25 protein-coding genes are annotated in these 21,888 nt (G+C 39.4%); 18 read left to right on the top strand and 7 right to left on the bottom strand.

All coding sequences use genetic code 11. From position 1 onward, the window contains the following. Window positions 1-60 precede the first annotated feature (60 nt). Window positions 61-1,887 carry a response regulator gene (locus PL11201_RS17785; RefSeq protein WP_079680231.1) on the bottom strand — a complete coding sequence of 609 codons (1,827 nt, stop codon included), beginning with the start codon at window positions 1,885-1,887 and terminating at the stop codon, window positions 61-63. Between the two features lie 208 nt (window positions 1,888-2,095). On the opposite strand from PL11201_RS17785, the gene panB reads away from it, so the two are divergent. Next, entirely contained in the window at window positions 2,096-2,881 is a 786-nt protein-coding gene (gene panB / locus PL11201_RS17790) for a 3-methyl-2-oxobutanoate hydroxymethyltransferase (protein ID WP_079680232.1), read from the top strand. A 47-nt stretch (window positions 2,882-2,928) separates the two neighbouring features. On the opposite strand, the gene PL11201_RS17795 is transcribed toward panB, so the two are convergent. From PL11201_RS17795 to PL11201_RS17805, 3 genes are all read right to left on the bottom strand, one after another. Next, complete coding sequence (locus tag PL11201_RS17795; protein WP_200816809.1) at window positions 2,929-3,201, bottom strand: hypothetical protein; 273 nt, start codon at window positions 3,199-3,201, stop codon at window positions 2,929-2,931. Between the two features lie 167 nt (window positions 3,202-3,368). Next, on the bottom strand, window positions 3,369-3,800 hold the full coding sequence (locus tag PL11201_RS17800) for a VOC family protein (protein WP_079680233.1): 432 nt from the start codon (window positions 3,798-3,800) through the stop codon (window positions 3,369-3,371). 11 nt (window positions 3,801-3,811) lie between these two features. Next, window positions 3,812-4,321, bottom strand: coding sequence for a TIGR02652 family protein (locus PL11201_RS17805; RefSeq protein ID WP_079680234.1), 510 nt, complete (start codon window positions 4,319-4,321; stop codon window positions 3,812-3,814). A 97-nt stretch (window positions 4,322-4,418) separates the two neighbouring features. Here PL11201_RS17805 and PL11201_RS17810 point away from each other — a divergent pair, with 97 nt between their 5' ends. The 13 genes from PL11201_RS17810 to PL11201_RS17870 all read left to right on the top strand — a co-directional run bounded on the left by PL11201_RS17810 (window position 4,419) and on the right by PL11201_RS17870 (window position 14,497). Beyond that, window positions 4,419-4,964 carry a gamma carbonic anhydrase family protein gene (locus PL11201_RS17810; protein WP_079680235.1) on the top strand — a complete coding sequence of 182 codons (546 nt, stop codon included), beginning with the start codon at window positions 4,419-4,421 and terminating at the stop codon, window positions 4,962-4,964. Window positions 4,965-5,011: 47 nt separating this feature from the next. Next, window positions 5,012-5,893 (top strand): polysaccharide deacetylase family protein, encoded by an 882-nt coding sequence (locus PL11201_RS17815; protein WP_079680331.1) that lies wholly within the window; start codon window positions 5,012-5,014, stop codon window positions 5,891-5,893. 81 nt (window positions 5,894-5,974) lie between these two features. Beyond that, on the top strand, window positions 5,975-6,658 hold the full coding sequence (locus PL11201_RS17820; RefSeq protein WP_079680236.1) for a response regulator: 684 nt from the start codon (window positions 5,975-5,977) through the stop codon (window positions 6,656-6,658). Further along, entirely contained in the window at window positions 6,651-8,045 is a 1,395-nt protein-coding gene (locus PL11201_RS17825; protein ID WP_079680237.1) for a sensor histidine kinase, read from the top strand. Before PL11201_RS17820 ends, PL11201_RS17825 begins: the two co-directional genes overlap by 8 nt. 208 nt (window positions 8,046-8,253) lie before the next feature. Then, on the top strand, window positions 8,254-9,231 hold the full coding sequence (locus tag PL11201_RS17830; RefSeq protein WP_079680238.1) for a sodium-dependent bicarbonate transport family permease: 978 nt from the start codon (window positions 8,254-8,256) through the stop codon (window positions 9,229-9,231). Window positions 9,232-9,234: 3 nt separating this feature from the next. Continuing rightward, entirely contained in the window at window positions 9,235-9,528 is a 294-nt protein-coding gene (locus tag PL11201_RS17835; protein WP_079680239.1) for a P-II family nitrogen regulator, read from the top strand. A gap of 15 nt (window positions 9,529-9,543) precedes the next feature. Beyond that, a complete protein-coding gene (locus tag PL11201_RS17840) occupies window positions 9,544-9,837 on the top strand; it encodes a P-II family nitrogen regulator (protein WP_079680240.1) in 294 nt (97 codons plus the stop codon). An 86-nt stretch (window positions 9,838-9,923) separates the two neighbouring features. Further along, the gene (locus PL11201_RS17845; RefSeq protein ID WP_079680241.1) at window positions 9,924-10,598 is read left to right on the top strand and encodes a carbonic anhydrase; all 675 of its coding nucleotides are present in this window, start codon (window positions 9,924-9,926) and stop codon (window positions 10,596-10,598) included. Between the two features lie 37 nt (window positions 10,599-10,635). Next, window positions 10,636-11,940, top strand: a complete 1,305-nt coding sequence (locus PL11201_RS17850) for a proton extrusion protein PcxA (protein ID WP_079680242.1) — start codon at window positions 10,636-10,638, stop codon at window positions 11,938-11,940. A gap of 223 nt (window positions 11,941-12,163) precedes the next feature. Beyond that, a complete protein-coding gene (locus PL11201_RS17855) occupies window positions 12,164-13,162 on the top strand; it encodes an RNA polymerase sigma factor, RpoD/SigA family (protein ID WP_079680243.1) in 999 nt (332 codons plus the stop codon). 83 nt (window positions 13,163-13,245) lie between these two features. Further along, on the top strand, window positions 13,246-13,734 hold the full coding sequence (locus tag PL11201_RS17860; RefSeq protein WP_079680244.1) for a GNAT family N-acetyltransferase: 489 nt from the start codon (window positions 13,246-13,248) through the stop codon (window positions 13,732-13,734). Between the two features lie 68 nt (window positions 13,735-13,802). Then, window positions 13,803-14,009 (top strand): glycogen debranching protein, encoded by a 207-nt coding sequence (locus tag PL11201_RS17865; RefSeq protein ID WP_079680245.1) that lies wholly within the window; start codon window positions 13,803-13,805, stop codon window positions 14,007-14,009. Between the two features lie 266 nt (window positions 14,010-14,275). Further along, on the top strand, window positions 14,276-14,497 hold the full coding sequence (locus PL11201_RS17870) for a hypothetical protein (RefSeq protein ID WP_079680246.1): 222 nt from the start codon (window positions 14,276-14,278) through the stop codon (window positions 14,495-14,497). Between the two features lie 40 nt (window positions 14,498-14,537). Here the strand turns inward: PL11201_RS17870 and PL11201_RS17875 are convergent, their stop codons facing one another. Further along, window positions 14,538-14,756, bottom strand: coding sequence for a hypothetical protein (locus tag PL11201_RS17875; RefSeq protein ID WP_079680247.1), 219 nt, complete (start codon window positions 14,754-14,756; stop codon window positions 14,538-14,540). A gap of 182 nt (window positions 14,757-14,938) precedes the next feature. Continuing rightward, window positions 14,939-16,498, bottom strand: a complete 1,560-nt coding sequence (gene lysS / locus PL11201_RS17880) for a lysine--tRNA ligase (protein WP_079680248.1) — start codon at window positions 16,496-16,498, stop codon at window positions 14,939-14,941. Between the two features lie 398 nt (window positions 16,499-16,896). Here lysS and PL11201_RS17885 point away from each other — a divergent pair, with 398 nt between their 5' ends. Beyond that, window positions 16,897-18,033: a Rid family detoxifying hydrolase gene (locus tag PL11201_RS17885; protein ID WP_079680249.1), complete on the top strand. Its 1,137-nt coding sequence runs from the start codon at window positions 16,897-16,899 to the stop codon at window positions 18,031-18,033. Between the two features lie 72 nt (window positions 18,034-18,105). On the opposite strand, the gene PL11201_RS17890 is transcribed toward PL11201_RS17885, so the two are convergent. Further along, window positions 18,106-19,488, bottom strand: coding sequence for an MFS transporter (locus PL11201_RS17890; RefSeq protein ID WP_079680250.1), 1,383 nt, complete (start codon window positions 19,486-19,488; stop codon window positions 18,106-18,108). A gap of 155 nt (window positions 19,489-19,643) precedes the next feature. Here PL11201_RS17890 and PL11201_RS17895 point away from each other — a divergent pair, with 155 nt between their 5' ends. From PL11201_RS17895 to PL11201_RS17905, 3 genes are all read left to right on the top strand, one after another. Further along, window positions 19,644-20,975 (top strand): S8 family serine peptidase, encoded by a 1,332-nt coding sequence (locus PL11201_RS17895; RefSeq protein WP_079680251.1) that lies wholly within the window; start codon window positions 19,644-19,646, stop codon window positions 20,973-20,975. Between the two features lie 109 nt (window positions 20,976-21,084). Then, complete coding sequence (locus PL11201_RS17900) at window positions 21,085-21,432, top strand: DUF433 domain-containing protein (RefSeq protein ID WP_079680252.1); 348 nt, start codon at window positions 21,085-21,087, stop codon at window positions 21,430-21,432. Then, window positions 21,413-21,772, top strand: a complete 360-nt coding sequence (locus PL11201_RS17905; RefSeq protein ID WP_234996757.1) for a DUF5615 family PIN-like protein — start codon at window positions 21,413-21,415, stop codon at window positions 21,770-21,772. Before PL11201_RS17900 ends, PL11201_RS17905 begins: the two co-directional genes overlap by 20 nt. Window positions 21,773-21,888 lie beyond the last annotated feature (116 nt).

Raw genomic sequence — 21,888 nt, forward strand, 5'->3', positions numbered from 1 at the left:
CCCATTTCCCATTCCCCATTCCCCATTCCCCATTCCCCATTCCCCATTCCCCATTCCCCATTAGACAGGTTGCAGACGACGTAAAACTTGAGTAATTAGGGTTTCTGGGGCTGTGGTTTTGCTGAGGTAATCGGAAGCACCCACGGCAAAAGCCTGCATAATAGAGCTTTCCTCCGTATGCACAGAAAGAAAGATGATCGGCAGATGACGCCACCGTTGATCAGTTCGCACCGCTTGACAGAGATCTAAACCATTGAAGCCCGACATTTCCCAATCCAAAATTAGGAGATCGGGACGACAATCGAGTAACACCTCCCAAAATTGTTCCGAGTTTTGTAGAGTGGTTACACTTAACCCCTTGGTTTCTAACAGGTTAGAAACCGAGGTCAAGAGATTGGGATCATCATCGACCACTAAGACTCGATTTCCTTGGACTGACCTAGACTGGGATAAAACCTCCGTAATTGCTTTCAGAATTTCGTAGGCGGGTAAGGGCTTTTGTAAAAATGCTTTCACTCCCAAACGGGCAACGGTGACCCGATCCGTTAAACTTTGCCTTCCGGTTAAGGTAATCACGGGAATTTGAGGAATCCTATGGCTGAGTTCTTTTAATAGGGTGAGACCATCTTCGGTGGGGACACTGGGAAAGGTTAAATCCAGTAGAATCACGTTGGGAGGATTCTGGGCGATCATTTTGCGGGCAACGGGGAGATCGGTAGCCATTTCAATTCGTAATCCCCAGGCGATCGCTTCGACCCGAATGCGTTCTGCCAGCATCAGGTCGTCATCTACGATTAAAATTAAGGGAGAATAGGCCACGGGTTGGGAAGAAAGGGGCGTTAATAGGGTTTCTCGACTAGCTTCAAGACTTAGACTAACGACTAAATCTGAGATTAACTGGGCTTGGCCAATCTCGAGTTTGGGCTGTTCGAGGAGATATTCCAGTTCTCTGGCCACTTGTGAACCTTCCCGCAGACCAAAAATCCCTAGAGATCCCGCTAATTTATGGGCTTCGTTTCTGGCTTGTTGCTGGAGTTGGGGAGTCAGTTTTCTTTGGATTAAGGCTGGGGCGACCTGTTCTAAAGTCTCAATTTGGACTTTCACCTTATCTTTGAAGTTCTCCCAAATCCTAGAGGTAATTTGGGCAATTTCTTGTCGAGAGTTGCTGGGGTTGGTTATGGCCTGGGACTCGGTAGAATCAGAGGCAGATGGGCTAACTGGCGATCGCAAACGATAGCCCAAACCATGAACGGTTTCAACCGGGTCTGCACTACCAGCGGCTTTGAGTTTTTGTCGTAAACATTTAATATGGGTACTAACGGTTTCTTCCCCTGGAGATTCGGCAAAATCCCATAGGCGATCTAAAATCGCCCTCCGGCTAAAAATTCGCTTAGGATTGAGCAAAAATAATTCCAGTAAACAGTATTCTTTTGAAGTAAGATGTATCAGCCTCTCCCCTGATTTTACCTCGTTATTAATCGGATCAAAACTCAGATTTTCCCAGGTCATGACCGCGGTTGAAACGGATTTTCCCCGGCGTAATAGAGCCCGGACTCTTGCCATTAATTCGTTAATATCAAAGGGTTTAACGACGTAATCATCGGCTCCGGCATCCAATCCCATCACCCGATCGGTACTGCTATCCCTAGCTGTTAAGAGTAGAATCGGATTTTGATATCCTTTGCTGCGTAACTGTTTACAAACACTGATTCCGTCTAGTTTAGGAATACCAATATCTAATAGAATTAAGTCATAGAGAAAGGTTTCGGCCATTTCTAAAGTTGTCAGTCCATCAGTTACGGTATTTACGGTGTATTGATGGGCGAGTAAAATTTCCGATAAGGTGGTGCTGGTGAGTGGGTCATCTTCTACTAATAAAATTTTCATAACAATTCCCCCTATAGGTTTTTTTCACGACTACGGTTGGGGGCAGAACTTCTCCCTCCAAGAGCCAATTATTGATGTGGTCTGAACTTTATTAGGCGGAAGATGTGGGAGGTTCAGAGGAGTTGAGATTGAGGCAGATCAACTCTACTTTCATTCTAAACTCAAGTGGCGCGCTATTCAATCTGATAAAATTATCCAAAATTAGTAAATGTCAGTTACAACGCAACAATTAAGTCAATGGAAACAACAGGGCCGACGGATTACGGTGTTAACAGCCTATGAATATGCGATCGCTCAATTGCTCGATCAAGCTGGAATTGATATTGTTTTAGTCGGCGATTCTCTGGCGATGGTCGGGTTAGGCTACGATACCACTTTACCCTTAACCTTAGATGAAATAATTCATCATGCTAAGGCTGTACGACGGGGGGTAAAACAGGCGTTATTGGTGGTCGATTTACCTTTTTTAACTTATCAAGAAAGTCCCCAACAGGCGATTCATTCCGCCGGACGAATTCTCAAAGAAACGGGTGCTCAAGGGGTGAAACTTGAGGGCGGATATCCGGCGATGGCAGATACCGTGGGTCAGTTAGTCCAAGTGGGAATTCCGGTGATGGGTCATGTGGGACTAACCCCGCAATCGGTGCATCAATTTGGCGGTTATCGCAAACAGGGAAAAACATCGGATCAGGCTGAACGAATTATTGCAGAAGCGATCGCCCTAGAGCAAGCTGGAGCCTTCAGTGTGGTCTTAGAACATATTCCCTCGGATTTAGCTGAAGATATCACCCAAAAATTAGGGATTCCGACCATTGGTATCGGGGCGGGGGGAGGCTGCGACGGCCAGGTCTTAGTAACTTCTGATATTTTGGGGTTATCCGCGTGGCAACCCCCCTTTGCCAAAACCTACACTAATTTACAACAAACTATTACCCAGGCTGTGCAGGAGTTTTGTACCGAAGTTCGGGAGGGAAAATTTCCCCCTGGGAATTAATCTGAAAGGGAGAGATAGTCTCTAAAATATCTCTACCCTATCTTTAATTAACCCTCTCCGCCTTCTCCGCCTTCGTCATCTTTCTTATTATCATCTTTGTCTTTATCATCTTCGTCACTGCTTGAAGATGGGGATGACACAGGAGTTGCCGGGGCTTGAGGTGCTATTGCTGGAGCGGAATTAGCTGGAGCCTGGGGTGCAGGTGCAGTCGCTGGGGTTTCCACTGGTTTGGCACCTTCTTCTTGATTGGCTGCACCACAGGCCCCTAAAGTCGTGGCTAAACCAACGGCGAGAAATAACTGAATGGTTTTGGATTGCATTGGAACACTCGTGAAATCACAGTAACAAAGTTTTAATATACCGTTAAGTGGACTGCTTTTTACCTCGGGACTCAGTTTTGAATCAGATTTTTTAATAGCTTATCCTATGTTATTTTCATATAAAAATTAAGAAATTGGATAGGCTATGGTGTTGAATTTCCCCATTCCTACAAACTCCGAATAAATTCTAAGGGTAAACCATCTGAATCGGCAATAAACATCACTTCATAAACCCGATCTCCGATCATTTGTTGCATCGGTTCTAATAAAATATTGAGGGGTTGAAATAAATTAGGCTGTTCTATAATAGCTTGATGAAACTGATCTTTGAGATAATTTAACCAACTTACTAGATCAGAAACCTGATGGGTTAGATCAAAAGAAATATGATAATAACCGACATAATGTTCATCGCCAAAAGCATCGGGGGCGGGCTGGGGTTGGGGAATTTCAATTAATTCGATCCTGCCATTTAAACCTTCGAGCCAACAGGCTAAAGTATATCCGGTGGTGAAGCGTTCACAAACCGTAAATCCTAGAATTTCATAAAAGGCGATCGCTCGATGAATATTCGCGGTGCGAATTGAGACATGGTGCATGAAAATTCCCCCTACTCAAATAATCGAAAATAGGGATAACGCACAGGAGCACCCTGTTCTTTTTCCAAATCAAAATTAATCACATCCCAACGGGGTTCATCCCCAACATCGGGACTAAATTCCACTGGTAAACCATACAATTTTGGTTCGGTTCCCTCTGTAGCATTGCGCCAGGGAGTGCTCCGTTCTAAATAGCTACTAATTAAATCCTGATAACGTTTAGCAATAATCACACGGGTAGCCCGATAGCCTTGGGTATAGAGTCGGTCTAGGGCTTCATGGATTTCAAACCGAATCCCATCAGGATGGGTATGTTGTCGATACCACTCTCCCTGCCATAGTCGCCAATGACGGCCCGATTGCAGGTGAACCAACTCCCCTGTATTCGGGTCAGACTCAAAAGCCCCATGACGGGAACACAAGTAGGTATCCGTCAGCGTGAGGGCAGGAATAGGCTGACGGCAATGGGGACAATTAATCTCAGGGCCGAAAATTGGGTACTGCAAGGCAGAATTCATCATTCAAATGGTGTTAGACCAAGGCTTATATTATAGCTATAGGAATTTTAACCCTTCCTTTGAATTCTAGTTTGTTTGTTTTTGAGGGAATCTAACACCCATGTCTGATCAATTTCTACAGAATTATCAATCCTACTGGCCCGATGTTGATGTCTCCCAGGCTGCTTTTGTTGCCCCCAATGCAGTTGTTATGGGGTTTGTGGAAATTGGGGCGGGGGCGAGTATTTGGTATGGGGCGGTGGTTCGGGGGGATGTGGAACGAATTATCATTGGCGCCAAAACTAATATACAGGATGGTGCAATTCTGCATGGTGATCCGGGGAGAGTTACCATTTTAGAAGATTATGTTACGGTGGGTCATCGGGCGGTGATTCATTCGGCCCATATCGAACGGGGCAGTTTAATCGGTATTGGAGCCGTTGTATTAGACGGGGTAAGGGTGGGAACCGGAAGTATCATTGGGGCGGGTTCGGTTGTCACCAAAGATGTGCCGCCGTTTTCCCTGGTTGTGGGGGTTCCCGCCAAACGTCTGCGAGATGTGTCCCCAGAAGCTGCGGCGGATTTAATTGAACACGCCAAATGCTATGAAAAATTAGCCCTGGTTCACGCCGGAAAGGGGACAGAAATCGGATTCAGTTCAACTTAAAATCACTTCGTGTATTTTTGGTTATACCTCCCTATTTTGAAACAGAAATGGCAAAAAAAAATCGGATTTTGCGGAGTTTTTTAATTGGCTTACTTTGTGTGATTTTGTTAAGTGTTCCCGCCTTGGGAGCTACCTACAGAACCGCCAGTATCAGAATCCCCATTTTTGGATTACATGATATTATTGACGAATCCAATATTGATCAAAGCCCTGAAAAAAGAGCCCAATTTGAGAATGATTATTTTAAAAAAGATTTCTATACTTTTATTAATTATTTAGCTAAAAATAACTATTGGTTTTTAACAACTCAAGATTTATTTATCTATTTTATTGAAAAATCTAAGCCGATTCCTTCAGAAAAAATCGGACATAAACCTGTAATGATTACCTTTGACGATGGTTATTATGGTGTTCACGAGAATGTTTTACCTATTTTAAAAGATTTAGAAAAACAATACAACAAAAAAATCAAAATTGTCTGGTTTTTGAATCCGGGCTTAATGGGAGTGAGGTTAAAGGATTTTTTACCCCATGTAAGTTGTGCAGAAATACGGGATGGTTATAAACGCGGATATTATGATATTCAGTCCCATGGTCAAACCCATAAACAATTAACCCTAATCAAAGGGAAAGATTTAAAATTTGAACTCGAACAAGCTAAACTTGATCTAAGAACCTGTATGGAAGATTTAGATAAGAATAAATGGGTGGCTGCTCATTTTGCTTATCCCTTTGGACAGGTTAACCGGAGAGTGGAAAAATCTTTATCTCCCTATTATTTAACGGGATATATCTATGATGGGAATATGACGCGGATTAATCGCTATACGAATAAATATCGGATTTCTCGAATAACAGTTAATCGGGATAATTCCCCTAGGAATTTGATCAGAATTGCCAAAAGAGCGACAACCTTAAAAAAGTCATAGGTTTTAGCATTTAATTCAAGGTAAAATATTTTATGGAAGAATTAAGTTAAGTTGACTAGTGTGAAATAGGAACCAGAACCAATGCACGTTTTACTCGTAGAAGATGAACCGGGAATTGCACAGTTTATCAGTCAAGGGTTACGCGAGGCTGGATATGTGGTCAATGTGGCTTCCGATGGCAAAAAAGGCTGGGACTACGCCTCAACAATTGAGTATGATTTAATGATTTTAGATCTATTACTTCCAGGAATGGATGGATTTCAACTTTTGGGAAAAATTCGTAATCATAAAATTATCACTCCCGTATTACTTTTAACCGCCAGAGATAATGTAGAAGATCGTGTTCAAGGTTTAGATCGAGGTGCGGATGATTATTTAGTAAAACCCTTTGCTTTTTCTGAACTTTTAGCCCGTTTAAGAGCATTACAACGCCGTCCTCCCTTACAATTAAATACGGTATTACAAGTTGCTGATTTAACGATGGATACGGTTAAACGAGAAGTGCGACGGGGTATACGATTAATAGAATTAAGTCCTTTAGAATTTAAACTTTTAGAATATTTAATGCGTCATCAAGAACGGGTATTAAGTCGGACTCAAATTTTACAGCACGTTTGGGATTTAGATTTTTATAGCGACTCTAATATTGTGGATGTTTATGTCGGTTATTTACGACGAAAAATTGATCGGGGATTTGAACAACAAATTTTACAAACAGTTCGTGGTGTTGGGTATTGTTTAGGCATTGATGAGATAAATGATTAAACGATGGCATTGGGGAAAACGCACAATTCGGGTGCAACTTACTGCTTGGTATATCTTGCTTTTGGCTTTTACTTTAATTCTGTTTAGTAGTTATTTGTATGTGGTATTAAAACATAGTTTATTAAGGCAAATCGATACAAGTTTACAAGTAACTGCTACACAAACTTTAACGAATTTAGTTGATAAAAATGGTCATCCTGCTTTTAGAACTACTCCAGAATCTCAAGAGATGACAGAACAATTTATCCAGGCAGGAATTGCGGTGAGATTAATCGATCAACAGGGTCATATTTGGGATGGTTTTGGCAGCTATTCTGCAATTCCTGTATTTATTCCTAGTAAAATTGGATATTTAGATTTAAGGGTTAATCACAGGAACTGGCGGGTTTATAGTCAGCCCATTCCCACCTCGGAAGGGTATAAGGGATGGCTACAAGTCGCAGAATCCTTAGCGCCAGTTTATCAATCTTCTAAACATCTATTTAGTTTGATGGTATTAGGATTTCCATTAATTTTATTAATTGCCGGATTAGGCGGTTGGTTTTTAGCAAATCACGCTTTAAATCCTATTAATGAAATTATTAGTAAAACCCATGGAATTAGTGCCAATAATTTCACTCAACGAATTGATTATCAAGGCCCGCCCGATGAAGTAGGTCGGTTAGCCAAAACCATTGATAAAATGTTAGATCGTTTAGAATTTGCCTTTGAATATCAACGACGATTTACCGCCGATGCCGCCCATGAATTACGCACTCCCTTAACGGTGATTAAAGGTAGAATTGGTGTAACTTTAAGCCGCATTCGTACCCCAGAAGAATATGAAAATACCTTACAAGATTTAGAAAAAGAAGCTGATCGATTAATTCGACTCACTAATGGTTTATTATTTTTAGCTCGGTTAGAATTAAGACAAATTCATGCTTCCTTTTTACAACCCGTTGATTTAAGCAATTTGTTGGGAGCTTTAGTCGAACAAATGCAACCCTTAGCTGCCTCTAAAACTATTGATTTAAAAGATAAAATTGCCACGGATTTATGGGTTTTCGGTAATCCTGATTATTTAACCAGTTTGTTTTTAAATTTATTAGATAATGCGCTTAAATATACCCAAAAAGACGGAAAAGTGTTCTTAGAAGCGCAACGGGATGAGCAACAGATAAAAGTGATAATCAAAGATACGGGTTTAGGAATTGAAGCTAAACATTTACCCTATTTATTTGATCGGTTTTATCGGGTTGAAGAAGCCAGATCCCATCAAACTGGAGGTGCAGGTTTAGGGTTAGCCATTGCTCAAGAAATCTGTCGCTTACACGGGGGGAAATTAACCGTTAATAGTCAAATCAATCAAGGAACCACATTTAGCTTATTTTTACCGCGCCCTTAGAACAGGGAACACCGCAACAGATGGGAAAACCCGCGGTGAATATCCCGATATTTTGAATATAAAATATTGCTCAAACTATTCTAAAACTAAATTTTAGTGCCAAGACTTTAATTAAGAAGATTCTTAGAATTTTATTACCCTTCTCTTAGTATATTTTCTTTAATCTTGATTAAGATTTTTTGCATCACCTATACCCAAACTCTAACCTATGGATGGAAGTCTGATTTTATTTAATATCCTCAATCCTCCGGTACTATTTTTCTTTCTGGGGATGTTAGCCGTTTTTTGTAAATCGGATTTAGAAATTCCTCAACCCCTACCCAAACTGTTTTCGTTGTATTTGTTATTGGCAATTGGATTTAAAGGCGGTTACGAGTTATCAGAAAGTGGAATTAATACCCAAATTGCCTTAACTCTGATTGCCTCAATTCTTATGGCCCTTGTGGTTCCTGCCTATAGCTTTTTTATTTTGCGCCTGAAACTGGATGCGTATAATGCGGCGGCGATTGCAGCCACCTATGGTTCCATTAGTGCCGTAACATTTATTACCGCCAGTTCCTTCCTAGAAAAATTACACATTGCCTACGGCGGACACATGGTGGCAGCCTTAGCTTTAATGGAATCTCCGGCAATTATTATTGGGATTGTGTTAGTCCGGGTTTTTGCTCCGGTCAAAGAGGGTGAAAATGAAGCCTTTTCTTGGGGAAAAGTTCTACATGAATCCTTTTTAAATGGTTCTGTTTTTCTATTAGTTGGTAGTCTAATTGTCGGACTGTTAACCGGAGAAAAGGGCTGGGAAAAATTACAACCCTTTACTCAAGGTATTTTCTATGGTGCTTTAACCTTTTTCCTTTTAGATATGGGATTGGTAGCCGCCAAGCGAATTCGAGAATTGAGAAAAACCGGATCATTTTTGATTGCTTTTTCCGTCTTTATTCCCGTTGCTAATGCAATTTTGGGAATTATTATCGGCAAAGTTTTAGGATTTGGTGAAGGAAACACATTACTGTTTGCGGTTCTCTGTGCCAGTGCTTCCTATATTGCTGTTCCCGCCGCCATGCGCATGACCGTTCCTGAAGCCAATCCTAGTATTTACGTTTCCATGGCGCTGGCTCTAACATTTCCCTTTAATATTATTGTGGGAATTCCCCTGTATTTAGAAATTATCAAACACATTGGAGCCTAGAGAATGCAAGCGGTAAAAAAAGTCGAAATTATCATTAGTAGTTTGGAAATTAATGAAGTTTTGGAACTCTTAGACCAAGCCAAAGTTACAGGATACACCGTGATCAAAAATACATCTGGAAAAGGCGATCGCGGTTTTTCTAATGATGATTTAGGAGAAGTATTTAGCAACACTTATATTATGACGGTTTGCACCAACGAAAAACAACTTGAGCAAATTATTTCCAGCGTCACTCCTCTGCTGAAGCGAGTGGGAGGGGTGTGTTTAGTTAACGATGCCACTTGGATTCATCACTAAAATTTTGAATGTACTATGCAGGATATCAAAAAAGTAGAAATCATCATTGATACGTTTCACATTCAGGATGCACTGGATATTTTGGATCGGATTAAAGTATCTGGCTATACCTTAATTAAAGATACTTCGGGAAAAGGGGATAGAGGCGTTTCCTGTTCCGATTTAGAGTGCGATTTCTCTAGCAGCTATATCATGACCATTTGCACCAGTGAACAACAACTCAATACCCTGATTGAGTTGATTAAACCTTTACTCAAAAAAGTAGGGGGTGTTTGTTTGTTCAGTGATGCGAAATGGGTGATACACTAAAGGAATTTTGAAACAGGACACATTCAGATCAGTTATCATTTAGCAGTCTACCGGATCTTGATCAGTTAGTGATTGGGGAGATATTTATGCCCATTAAACGCATTATTAGTGGTTTGAATGATTTTCAACAGAATTATTTCAAAGCCAACCAAGACCTATTTGAACGCCTCTCTCACGGTCAAACCCCGGAGATTTTATTTATCACCTGTTGTGACTCTAGGATTGCTCCCAACTTGCTAACTCAGACTGAACCTGGAGAAATCTTTATTATTCGCAACTTAGGTAATATTATTCCTCCTTATGGAACTCTAAATAGTAGTGAAGGAGCCGGAATTGAATATGCAGTTCAAGCCTTGAATATTAAAGAAATTATCATCTGTGGACATTCCCTTTGTGGTAGTATCAAAGGATTGCTTAAACTCCAAAGTTTATCTGATGAAATGCCATTAGTCTATGATTGGTTAAAAGTTTATGGAGAATCGATTCGCCGGATCATTCAAGAGAATTATTCAGAATATTCGGGAGAAGAATTGTTAAGTATTGCCACCCAAACTAATGTTTTAAATCAGATTGCTAACCTAGAAACCTATCCAGTTGTTCGGTCGCGGTTACACGCTGGAAAACTCCACCTTCACGCCTGGGTTTATGAAATTGAAACGGGACGAATTTTAGCGTATGATGTTAACCAAAATCAGTTTGTTCCTCTTGAACAAGAACCCTTTCCCGTTCCAGATCTCTTGGCAATAATAAACCCGAGTTAAAGTCCTATTATTATTCTGTTCTAGCCAACACATCCAGATGAGTAATTCTATTGTCAAAGTTCAAAAAGGTAGTTTAGGGGTTAGATTTTTGAATGTGTTTAAATCCAGTAATCAATGGTTTCATAAAACCCCGGAACGAGCATTACAACAAGCCTATCAAGCTGCTTTAGCAATAAAAACCATAGAAGATCAGCATTTTGGGGGACAAAAAGTTTCCGAAGATGCACCCCAATATAGTCCCAGTGTTTTAGAGTGCTTTATTAAGGACGTTAATCAGCATTTAAACACAATTAAATTTAAACTGAGTGAATTTAAACTGACCCGGAGTTTAGACAACTCGGGAAACATAGAATTTATTGAAAAATTAAAATTCATTGATGAAGTTGTTGATAAATATCAATATGATTCTTCCGCTTCCCCTTTGTCTTCTGATTCATCTCGGTTTACATCTGTCAACAGAATGAACAACGGAAAATCTGGTGACAAATCGGATTTATCCCCCCTTGATTTTGTAGAAGTTGAAGCTTCTGGAGAAATGTTTAAAGGAAAAAAAACTGGGGCTTTACCCCGTTCGATTGGACGCACGTTTCAAAAGATCCAAACGGAATTAGATGATAGCTCTGAAGAACGGTTAATGAATAGCTATCGAGCATCGCGGAAAAAAACAAGATCAGCGATTAATTTCCTCCTGCTACTTATTTTAATTCCCCTTTTATCACAACAACTCTCTAAAAATTTTGTCTTTATTCCCCTAGTAGAACATTATCGACAAACCCATGAAGTTACTTTATTTCTTAACTCAGAAATGAAAGAAGAAGCCCTTCATGAGTTAAAATCCTACGAAGAAGAACTACAAATGAGTAGCTTACTCTACAAAACTCCCGCTATTGAAGCCGAAGAAGTTGAAAAGAAAATGGCGGAAAAAGCCGAAGAAATTGCTAGAGAATTTAATCACAGAAGCAGTGAAGCGATTAGTAATATTTTTGCGGATTTCGTGGGATTAATTGGCTTTGCTTTAGTGATTATTTTCAATCGCCAAGGGTTAGCAGCCTTAAAATCCTTGCTCGATACGGTCATGTACGATTTGAGCGATAGTGCTAAGGCATTTATTATTATTTTACTCACGGATATCTTTGTCGGTTTTCACTCTCCCCATGGTTGGGAAGTTCTATTAGAAGGATTTTCCAGTCACTTAGGGATTGCACCTAATCGTAGCTTTATCTTTTTGTTTATCGCCACTTTTCCTGTGATTTTGGATACAATTATGAAATATTGGATTTTCCGTTACCTCAGTCGTATTTCCCCTTCTGCGGTGGCAACATTAAGAAATATGAATGAGTAAATTAGGGAGTTGATTGTTAATTAAATTCATACCAAGGATTTCCCTGTCTTTTGAGCAACTCTCCTATAATGGGATCAGCATCAAGTCGTGATGGATAGTATTTCTTGATCTTTTAATCGAACTCAAGATTTAAAAGAGGGAGAAAACTAAAAGCGAACTGCTCAAATTCTAGATCGTCAAAACCATTCTGTCATGGCGAATCTTAACCTGGATGGAGGATACAATGAATCCACAGAATGCCACATTTTTCCCGATTATAGAAGCGACTGCATCTGGAGATGACGCAATCGCCGCACTGTTTAAACGGATGGCGCGTTATCCTTTACTCAAACCGAATGAAGAAATCGAACTCGCTCGTCATATTCAAAGTTTAGTTAAAATCGAAGCCCAACAAACTCAACTTACCCTGGAGTTAGGACGTTTACCCACCCCCGCAGAACTCGCAACTTTAGTGGGAGTAACCGAGACAGAACTAAAACATCGTTTACAATCGGGAAATGCTGCAAAAAACCGGATGATTAGTTCTAATTTACGATTGGTGGTATCCATTGCTAAACGTTATATTAATCGAGGAGTTCCATTATTAGATTTAATTCAAGAAGGAGCCCTGGGACTCAACCGCGCCACCGAAAAATTTGATCCCGATAAAGGTTATAAATTCTCGACCTACGCCTATTGGTGGATTCGTCAAGGAATTACCCGCACAATTGCAAATCAAGGGAGGACAATTCGCCTACCTGTTCATATTGTTGAACAGTTGAATAAGATGAAGTTAACCTATCGAGATTTAAAGCAATCGCTCCGTCGAAAACCCACCCAAGAAGAACTCGCAGAGGCGATGGGAATTACCCCAGGTCAAGTGATTTTACTCGAACAAGTTCATCGCAAATCCCTATCTTTAAATCATCGAATTGGTTCTGAAGAAACCTCGGAATTAATGGATATTTTAGAAGATCAGGAAACCCAAACCCCTGAAGCTCAAATGAATGAAATGATGATGCGCCAGGATTTATTGGAGGTTTTAGGAACGGTTTTAACTGAACGAGAAAAAGACGTTTTAGCCCTGCGGTTTGGACTAGTTACAGGCGTTCCCTACACCTTAGAAGAAGTCAGTGGAGTCTATAATTTATCACGGGAACGAGTTCGACAAATTCAAGCCAGAGCTATGCGAAAATTACGCCGTCCTAATGTGGCTGAACGCTTAAAAGGTTGGATCAGATAATCAATTAATCATTGATTAAAGTTGTTGTATAATAATGAGCAAGAGAATCTTTCTCTTGTCATTGTCAAACCTTCAATATTTATATGTCTAAATCGGCAATTTTAAGACCCGCAACCATTGAGGATGTTTCTGTTTTATTTCAGTTAATTCAAGCCTTAGCCGAATATGAAAAGTTATCCCATGAAGTAACAGGAGATGCCGAAACCTTAAAACAACATTTATTTGGTTCTCCTGGTTATGCGGAAGCCATTTTAGCAGAAATTGAAGGAAAAGTCGTGGGTTTTGCACTATTTTTTCATAACTATTCTACCTTTTTAACCCAACCAGGAATTTATTTAGAAGATTTATTCGTACTCCCTAAATATCGTCGTCAAGGTATTGGGAGAGCGTTAATTACTTATCTAGCAGAATTAGCGGTATCCAGAGGATGTGGACGTTTAGAATGGTCGGTTTTAGACTGGAATCAACCCGCTATTAATTTTTATCAAAAAATCGGAGCTAAAATTTTACCCGACTGGCGAATTTGTCGTCTAACGGGAGAATCCCTAACACAATATGGAAAAAATAAATAGGCAAATTCTTCCCAATTTAATATAAAATGAAAGCAATTTACTGATATTAGGTGAGGAGAAGATTTACAATGATAATTTGGGTAAATGAACAACTTGACCCGATGGGAATTGTCTACTCTTGTATTGCTTGTTCAGATGAAAAGCAAGCTCAAGACTGTCATGAATCCTTCCAAAAGAACTTAACCGAAACCCAAAAACAAGAAGGTTGGGTTGCTGTGCTAAGAAGCGTTGAATCCTGGGATGATGTTCCCGTAAGTGCTTTAAAATTAAACTAAGTTTAAGTAAGACAAATCACCGAGCGTGATTTAGATCACAGAGTTATCTCCAAAGAATCACCACTCCTCCTAAAGTTTAATCACGCCCATACATCCAAAACTCTGAAATAATCAGAATAAAGTTCAACGCCACCAGCCTCCTAATTCAACAGTTTTCCTGGGACTTGCAGCTAAAATTCTACTGAATTTGTGCTGAAACTGTGGACTTTGAAAGATGCTCGATTCTCCATCATCACATCAATTCCGCTACCCCAACTCACCAGATCATGGAAGCACCCATTTGTTTAATTGAGTCCGCACTTGGTGAATTATTTGCCAAAATTCACGAAACAGGTCGCGTTACCCTAGCCGACCGTTATGGACTGTTAGCCGCAGTTTTTGATGATAATTTAACCGAAGAAGAATTGCGATCGCTATCTCGAATTTATCGGGCTATTGCTCGTAAACAGATCGAAATTGTAGACGAAATTTCTACAATTGAAAAATAAACTTATCCCAAGAAATTCTAAGGATTAGAAAATAAAAATTCTACATCCCGTCTGATTTTAAATTGGCGTTAACAGCTTGGAAGTTGACGCTCAGATTTTCTACTATATTTTTAACTAATACAGTCGATGGAATTTGACTTACGGGTGCGGGTAACATTTCACCTCGGAAATCTAAGATAGAAACCATTAATAAATAAGCCAACGCCAAAATAATTGAAATCCCACCCGTAATATACGCAATAATTTTTGAACGTTCCATAAATCCGATTCTCCCTAATCAAAATATAATTTTATATTAATTTTAACATAAATAAAGCACCCCACCCTAGCCCTCCCCTTGTTAATGGGAGGGAAATTCAGAGGATTTTTTTCTATTAATATTAATCTCAATTATCCTCCAAAAGCCCCCCATTAGCAAGGGGGGGTTGGGGGGGTTAGGGTTTATAAAGTTCGCATGGTCGGGAACATAATCACATCTCGAATACTGGCGGTATCCGTAAATAACATTACTAACCGATCAATTCCAATCCCCATTCCGCCACAATTTGGCATCCCTAAAGATAGCGCTTGAATGAAGTCTTCATCCATCGGATGCGCTTCTTCATCCCCGGCATTTTTCTGGGTTAATTGTGCTTCAAATCGTTGGCGTTGGTCTTCGGGATCATTCAATTCAGAAAAGCCATTAGAATATTCTGTCCCGTGAATAAATAACTCAAAACGTTCTACAAATCCCGATTTAGAACGATGACGTTTAGCTAATGGACTGACTTCCACCGGAAATTCCGTAATAAAAGTGGGTTGCATTAATTGATGCGAAACTAACTTATCAAACACCGTATAAAGGACATATCCTAAACTTTGGGTTTCTAATTTTGATAAATTAAACCCTAAATTTTCTACGGCTTTCAAGGCTTCATCTAACTCTAAAGTATCAAAATCTAACCCCGTTGTTTCTCGCACCGCTTCCACCATTGTTTGTACTTTCCAATGGCTTCCGGTAAAAGTCGGATATTGTTCAGAATAGTCATATTTCCGTTCTAAACTAATCGTATCTCCCTGATATTCTAGTGCGGTTTGTTCTCCTAAAATATCCGTAGCGATCGCACAAATTAGATCTTCAACTAAAGTAATCAGATCAAAATAATCAGCGTAGGCTTGATACAATTCAATCGAGGTAAATTCTGGGTTATGGGTACTATCAATACCTTCATTTCTAAACACCCGCCCAATTTCAAATACCCGTTCAAAACCGCCACAAATTGCCCGTTTTAAATGCAATTCCGTAGCAATTCGCAGATACAAATTAATATCCAAACTGTTATGATGGGTAACAAAAGGACGAGCCGCTGCCCCGCCATAAATTGCTTGTAATACAGGAGTTTCTAATTCCTCAAAACAATTATCCCATAAATAAGTCCGCATCCTTTTCAGAATTCGATTTCTAGCTTTAAAAGTTTCTAAGGATTTAGAGTTACTAACTAAATCAATTTCTCGATGGCGGCGACACAGTTCCGGGTCATTAACTCCATAATAAGAATCAGGAAAAGGCATCGTTGCTTTAGAAACAATAAAAATCCGTTCCACCTGTACGGATAATTCCCCTCGGTTAGTGCGACAACCAATCCCTTCGGCGGCAATAAAATCTCCCAAATCAAGATATTTTTTAACCTGATTAAAGGATAATCCCGTTTCACCCGTGACTAATTTTTTCTCTAATTTGAGTTGAATTGTTCCCGCAATATCGGTTAAACCAATAAACCCAATACTACCACTATCGCGTTTAAAGGTAATTCGTCCACAAACCTTTAATGGAATAGCATCGGGGTCGCTTTCTCCATCATTTAACTCTTTCCCAGGTTGGGCGAATAAATCTTTAATCTCCTGGGTTGTATGTGACCTTTGAACCGAATGACTGGGATAGGGTTCTATTCCCAATGCTCTTAACTCATCGACTTTTTGAGAACGAACTTCTACCTCATTGCGGGTTTCATTTGTAGCCATGTTGATGATTTCCTATATCAATTTATGCTCAATCTTTTATAATAACAGTGATTTGCTATTATTTATAATTCTTCCTAACTCTCGTTTCTAGGTTCTACCTAGAAATGCAATTAAGGTGGCTCTGTCACCAGAATACTATCATAAAATAGATTATTATTTATATCCCACTTGAAATTGATTTCATCGTAGGGGCGAGGCGCGCCTCGCCCCTACAAAGAACTCGTTTCTAGGTTCTACCTATAAATGCAATTAAGGTGGCTCTGCCACCAGAATACTATCATAATATTATAATAGAGGCAGAGCCTCTATTTGGCATTCCAAGGCAGAGCCTTGGAACGAGAATATTTAGGAGTTGATATTAATGATAAACTAATACAAGGATAATTAAGAGGTGAATTATGGATGCTAAAGAATTGTTAGAGAAACGTTCTAAAGGTGAATCTAACTTTCAGAACGTACAATTAGTTAATGTTAACCTTGAAGGAACAGATTTAGCAGGTATTCAATTGTCTGGTGCTAATTTAGCAGGTATAAAATTAAGCCGTACTAGATTATATCGTGCCGATCTCCGTTATACCAACTTAACATCAGTTTACCTTGAGCAAGCCTATATATCTCAAGCAGATTTGACAGCAGCTAATTTAACTGGTTCTATTCTGAATAGAGCAGATTTTACAAGTGCAAATTTGACGGGAGCTAATTTAACAAATTGTAGTCTGAATAGAGCAGATTTTAAAAATGCAAATTTAAGTCGAGCTAATTTAAGAGGAGGAAAATTTGAAGGATGTAATTTTATATCATCTAACTTAAATTTTGCTGACTTAAATGATGTAAATTTATCATCAGTAAACTTTATAAATGCCAATTTGGAATGTGCCAATCTTGAGAATGCTAATTTAAACAAAGCTATACTTAAAAATGCTAATTTAAAAAAAGCTGATTTGCGAGGAGCTAATCTAATCAATGCAAATTTAGAAGGTGCAAACTTAACGCAAGCTGACTTAACAAATGCTAATATTTATGGAGTCAATCTTCAAAATGTTAACTTAACAGATACAATTATGCCTAATGGAGAATGCTATAAACCTGAAGATAGCACTCCTGATTTATCTGACCCAATAGACGCATTATCAGACACAGAAAAAACCATGACTCGAAAAATCATTAAAACCGAAAACGCTCCTAAACCCGTTGGCCCTTATAATCAAGCGGTAATGGTCAATAATATGATCTTTTTATCAGGACAAATTGCCCTTGAGCCGCACCTTAACGAAATTCTTTATCCCGATAACGTCGCCAAACAAACTGAAAGAGTCATGTCAAATTTAGAAGCAGTATTAACCGAAGCGGGCGCCACCTGGGAAAACGTAGTTAAAACCACAATATTCTTAAAAGATATGAACGATTTTACCCAAGTTAATGAAGTCTATGCCAAATATTTTAAACCCGAAACAGCCCCCGCTAGGGCGACCGTTGAAGTGTCCCGTCTTCCCAAGGATGTATTAGTAGAAATTGAGTGTATCGCCGTCCTCTAAACAATTTCGTTGTTGGGCTTTAGCCCTCAATATTTGGAGATAAAGCCCAACAACGGTTTTTCATTTGGTGTTTTATTCGATATCTTCATCATCAAGTCCAGGTCTGGGAACATAAGTAATATGATTTTGATCTTTAATGGGAATAAAGAAAATAGTTAATAACCCTGGAATTACCGCCATTGCACTCAATAAAAAGTAGTTTTGATAGCCTACATTCGCTTGAATATACCCACTAAATACCCCAGGAATTAATACCCCCGCCGCCATAAATGCCGTTGTAATTGCATAATGGGAGGCTTTATATTCAGGACGGACAGTTTGCATTAAAAATACAGTATAGGCGGCTACTCCTAAACCATAGGTAAATTGTTCAAGGGAATTAACCACATAAGCCCAAATAATTTCTGGTTGAGTTTTAGCTAATAACCAATAAAATAGATTAGTAAAATTCTGTAAAATTGCCATCGGCCATATCCAAGTTCTTAACCCTTGTTTGGCGATTAAAAACCCGCCCAATAACCCACCAAATAATAGAAAAATTACCCCGACCGTCCCCGATAAAATCCCGATTTCCGCCGTCGTAATTCCTAACCCGCCTTTTGCAGCCGTATCCATTAAAAACGGAGTAGCCATTTTGAAGGTTAGGGCATCTCCTAAACGGAATAATAAAATAAAAGCCAGAGTCCAACCAATTTTATATTGAGTAAAATAGGTTTTAAATGAGTTTAAAAAATTCGCGGAATTTGAGAGATTTTCCGTTTCTGAAAAAGTTACTTTTTGAGGCTTGGGTAAATATATTTTCTGAAATCCATAGATGAATAAAAAGATTAAACTAGCGACAGAAAAAGCAATTGACCATCCCCATTGTAACGGATGAATGGAAAAATTAGACCCGAATAAATTAAGCTGAACTGGGTTATATAAAATTTCCCCCGTCGGACTTTTCCCATTACTATATTTTTCAGCAATATCTCCTGCTAAAAATACTAACCCGCCGCCTCCAGCTAAAACTGCCATCCGATAAGCGGTATTTCTAACCCCGACATAAAACGCCTGTTGGTCTAAATTTAACACTGTTAAATAAAAGCCATCAATAGCTATATCATGGGTGGCACTAATAAAAGCAATCAGGGCAAAAATTGCAATAGAAATCGAAATTGCTTGCGGAAATAGTGCGCCGAATGCTAGAATTAAAAATAGGATTATACATAAAATTTCCATTCTTAGAATCCATCGCCGTTTGGTTGAATAAATATCAACAATCGGCCCCCATAATCCTTTCATTACCCAAGGCAAGGATAAAAAACTGGTTAATCCAATTAATTCGTTACTTGCCCCTAACCCTTTAAAAAAAACGATTGACATTGTATTAACAACGGTATAGGGAAATCCTTGGGCAAAATATAAAATTGAAATCCACCAGCCCGGATGCAGTTTTTGATCTTTATTTTTCATGCTGAATGCTTAATTTCAAGTTAAGATAATCAATGATCGTCAGAATTGTTTTATCCTACAACAATACTGAATCTCTGCCAAGGGTTCAAATTCTCCTGAATCTCAAAATTTTAGTCAACAAAAGAAAATAATAATTAAAACGGAGTCAAACCCCCATGACAAATCAATCCAAAATTTCCCCTGCTTTTGAACCTTTCTTAGCCCATAGTCTACCGAATAGCAGAAAAGATGCTATCGTTATTTATAGAGGTTTAGTTGCTCCTGAATCAATGCCTCAAGCCGGAACAGCAGCCTATTTTGATACGCTAAAAAAACAAGAACAAAGTAATCAAGCCATTTCCAATAAAATTATTAATGATTATCAAAATACAACGCGCCAATCCTTTTATGCACAACCCGTTGGTCAGGGAGTGTTACCCGTTACCAAAATGGAAGTTACCCGTCAAAGTTTACCAATTTTAGCCGAACATCCCGATGTTGTGGCGATTCTTCCTAATCAAAAAATTCATTTAATTGAACCCAAAGAAATTGATTATTCCGGCTTGCAAAAACAAGAAGAACAGGATAAAACAACTTGGGGATTAAAACGCTTAGAAATTCCTAAAGTTTGGGAAACAACCCAAGGACAAAATGTTACGGTTGCGGTATTAGACTCTGGTGTTTATGGAGACCATCCCGCATTACAAGGACGGGTAAAAGATTTTATTGTCATTGACCCGTTAGGACGTCGAATTACCGCCTCTCCTAGCTTTGATAGTGGACAACATGGAACTCATGTTTGTGGGACAATTGCCGGGGGAAAAACCGAGGAGGGTTTATCTATTGGTGTCGCCCCGCAAGCAAATTTAATTGTTGCCGGGGTATTAGTAGGAGAAGCAACTTTATTAACTTTAATTGAAGGGATATCTTGGGCGGTGGAAAAAGGGGCAAAAATTATTAATATGTCCTTGGGTTTGAGTTACTATGAATCCCTATTTCCCCAAGTATTTGATATTTTAGTCAATCAATATGGGATTTTACCCGTTGTTGCTATTGGCAACGAAAATCACGGGAATACCAGTTCTCCGGGTAATGCTTATAATGCCTTCTCTGTGGGCGCTGTGGAACAAATTGAGACGGATAATCTGGGAATTACTTTTTTTAGCAGTGGCGCCAGTTTGGTCTTCCCTGCGGACTCTCCTAACGCCTGGGTGACAAAACCCGATGTTTCCGCCCCCGGTGTTCAGGTCTATTCCTGTATTCCTCCGGTGAAAATGGATAACGGCGTTTTTCAATATACCTACATGGATGGGACGTCAATGGCCACACCCCACATCGCCGGAATTGTGGCGTTATTGATGTCAGCTTATCCCCAGGCGCCTCTGAGTAAAATTATTGATGTTTTGAAGAAAACCGCCTATCATCCAGGGGGTGAGGAGCAACGTCCCGATAACCGTTGGGGTTGGGGGATGGTGCGACCGTTGGAAGCGTTGAATGCTTTGAAATAGATGGGGAGTTAAGGTTGGTTTTGCCTTTGGGTTTGTGTAGATGCTTCCCCGACTGCAAGATTAAATGATACAATCAAATCGCGGTTTGGTAATCAAATATTAAAGAACCATGCTACTAGAAGATTACTTTAATTTTTTGGCGGCGGATGACATTCGACTCAAAGGTACACGCATCGGCATTGAAACCATTTTATTTGACCACCTTTTTCGTGCCAAAACTCCAGAAGAAATTGCCCACACCTATCCTTCACTCACTTTAGAACAGGTGTATGCCACAATTTTATATTACTTGCATAACAAACCAGCAGTGGAGGCTTACATGACTGATTGGTTAGAATGGGGCGACAGAATGCGAGCAGAACAACAACGTCATCCTCGCCCAATTGTAGAGAAACTGCGACAATTGAAGGCACAAAAATTGGCAAATTCAAAGGATCATGCTCAAGTATCTTATTGATGAAAATATCGATCCAATTTATACTCATCAACTCCGCCGTTTTCAGCCAGATTTATTCGTGATAGCCGTTGGGGAGGTGACTGCTCCACCCAAAGGAACTTTAGATCCTGAAATTTTATGTTGGTGTGAAGAACATCAATGTATTTTAGTAACGAATAACCGCAAGTCGATGCCAATTCATTTAGCAGATCATATTGCTTTAAGTCGTCATATCCCTGGAATTTTTATCCTGAGTCCCAAGTTAAGTATTGGTGAAAATATTGATCAGTTAATTTTAATCGCCGAAGGGTCATTTGAGGATGAGTATCAAGATAGAATAGAATTTCTGCCTCTTTTTTAATTTTAAGACCGTGAATCTTGCTATCTTATCTTAGTTTATGTTTAACTTCTTCTATTATATATTAAAATAGAAATATCCACGGGGAATACATTCCCCGGCTTTGATCGCGTTTTCGG

The sequence above is a fragment of the Planktothrix sp. PCC 11201 genome, assembly GCF_900009135.1.
Taxonomy (GTDB): domain Bacteria; phylum Cyanobacteriota; class Cyanobacteriia; order Cyanobacteriales; family Microcoleaceae; genus Planktothrix.

Bases quoted from the DNA above. Each gene is read 5' to 3' on its own strand.
- PL11201_RS17785 (WP_079680231.1), bottom strand. From the start codon at position 1,887: ATGAAAATTTTATTAGTAGAAGATGACCCACTCACCAGCACCACCTTA.
- panB (WP_079680232.1), top strand. From the start codon at position 2,096: ATGTCAGTTACAACGCAACAATTAAGTCAATGGAAACAACAGGGCCGA.
- PL11201_RS17795 (WP_200816809.1), bottom strand. From the start codon at position 3,201: ATGCAATCCAAAACCATTCAGTTATTTCTCGCCGTTGGTTTAGCCACG.
- PL11201_RS17800 (WP_079680233.1), bottom strand. From the start codon at position 3,800: ATGCACCATGTCTCAATTCGCACCGCGAATATTCATCGAGCGATCGCC.
- PL11201_RS17805 (WP_079680234.1), bottom strand. From the start codon at position 4,321: ATGATGAATTCTGCCTTGCAGTACCCAATTTTCGGCCCTGAGATTAAT.
- PL11201_RS17810 (WP_079680235.1), top strand. From the start codon at position 4,419: ATGTCTGATCAATTTCTACAGAATTATCAATCCTACTGGCCCGATGTT.
- PL11201_RS17815 (WP_079680331.1), top strand. From the start codon at position 5,012: ATGGCAAAAAAAAATCGGATTTTGCGGAGTTTTTTAATTGGCTTACTT.
- PL11201_RS17820 (WP_079680236.1), top strand. From the start codon at position 5,975: ATGCACGTTTTACTCGTAGAAGATGAACCGGGAATTGCACAGTTTATC.
- PL11201_RS17825 (WP_079680237.1), top strand. From the start codon at position 6,651: ATGATTAAACGATGGCATTGGGGAAAACGCACAATTCGGGTGCAACTT.
- PL11201_RS17830 (WP_079680238.1), top strand. From the start codon at position 8,254: ATGGATGGAAGTCTGATTTTATTTAATATCCTCAATCCTCCGGTACTA.
- PL11201_RS17835 (WP_079680239.1), top strand. From the start codon at position 9,235: ATGCAAGCGGTAAAAAAAGTCGAAATTATCATTAGTAGTTTGGAAATT.
- PL11201_RS17840 (WP_079680240.1), top strand. From the start codon at position 9,544: ATGCAGGATATCAAAAAAGTAGAAATCATCATTGATACGTTTCACATT.
- PL11201_RS17845 (WP_079680241.1), top strand. From the start codon at position 9,924: ATGCCCATTAAACGCATTATTAGTGGTTTGAATGATTTTCAACAGAAT.
- PL11201_RS17850 (WP_079680242.1), top strand. From the start codon at position 10,636: ATGAGTAATTCTATTGTCAAAGTTCAAAAAGGTAGTTTAGGGGTTAGA.
- PL11201_RS17855 (WP_079680243.1), top strand. From the start codon at position 12,164: ATGAATCCACAGAATGCCACATTTTTCCCGATTATAGAAGCGACTGCA.
- PL11201_RS17860 (WP_079680244.1), top strand. From the start codon at position 13,246: ATGTCTAAATCGGCAATTTTAAGACCCGCAACCATTGAGGATGTTTCT.
- PL11201_RS17865 (WP_079680245.1), top strand. From the start codon at position 13,803: ATGATAATTTGGGTAAATGAACAACTTGACCCGATGGGAATTGTCTAC.
- PL11201_RS17870 (WP_079680246.1), top strand. From the start codon at position 14,276: ATGGAAGCACCCATTTGTTTAATTGAGTCCGCACTTGGTGAATTATTT.
- PL11201_RS17875 (WP_079680247.1), bottom strand. From the start codon at position 14,756: ATGGAACGTTCAAAAATTATTGCGTATATTACGGGTGGGATTTCAATT.
- lysS (WP_079680248.1), bottom strand. From the start codon at position 16,498: ATGGCTACAAATGAAACCCGCAATGAGGTAGAAGTTCGTTCTCAAAAA.
- PL11201_RS17885 (WP_079680249.1), top strand. From the start codon at position 16,897: ATGGATGCTAAAGAATTGTTAGAGAAACGTTCTAAAGGTGAATCTAAC.
- PL11201_RS17890 (WP_079680250.1), bottom strand. From the start codon at position 19,488: ATGAAAAATAAAGATCAAAAACTGCATCCGGGCTGGTGGATTTCAATT.
- PL11201_RS17895 (WP_079680251.1), top strand. From the start codon at position 19,644: ATGACAAATCAATCCAAAATTTCCCCTGCTTTTGAACCTTTCTTAGCC.
- PL11201_RS17900 (WP_079680252.1), top strand. From the start codon at position 21,085: ATGCTACTAGAAGATTACTTTAATTTTTTGGCGGCGGATGACATTCGA.
- PL11201_RS17905 (WP_234996757.1), top strand. From the start codon at position 21,413: ATGCTCAAGTATCTTATTGATGAAAATATCGATCCAATTTATACTCAT.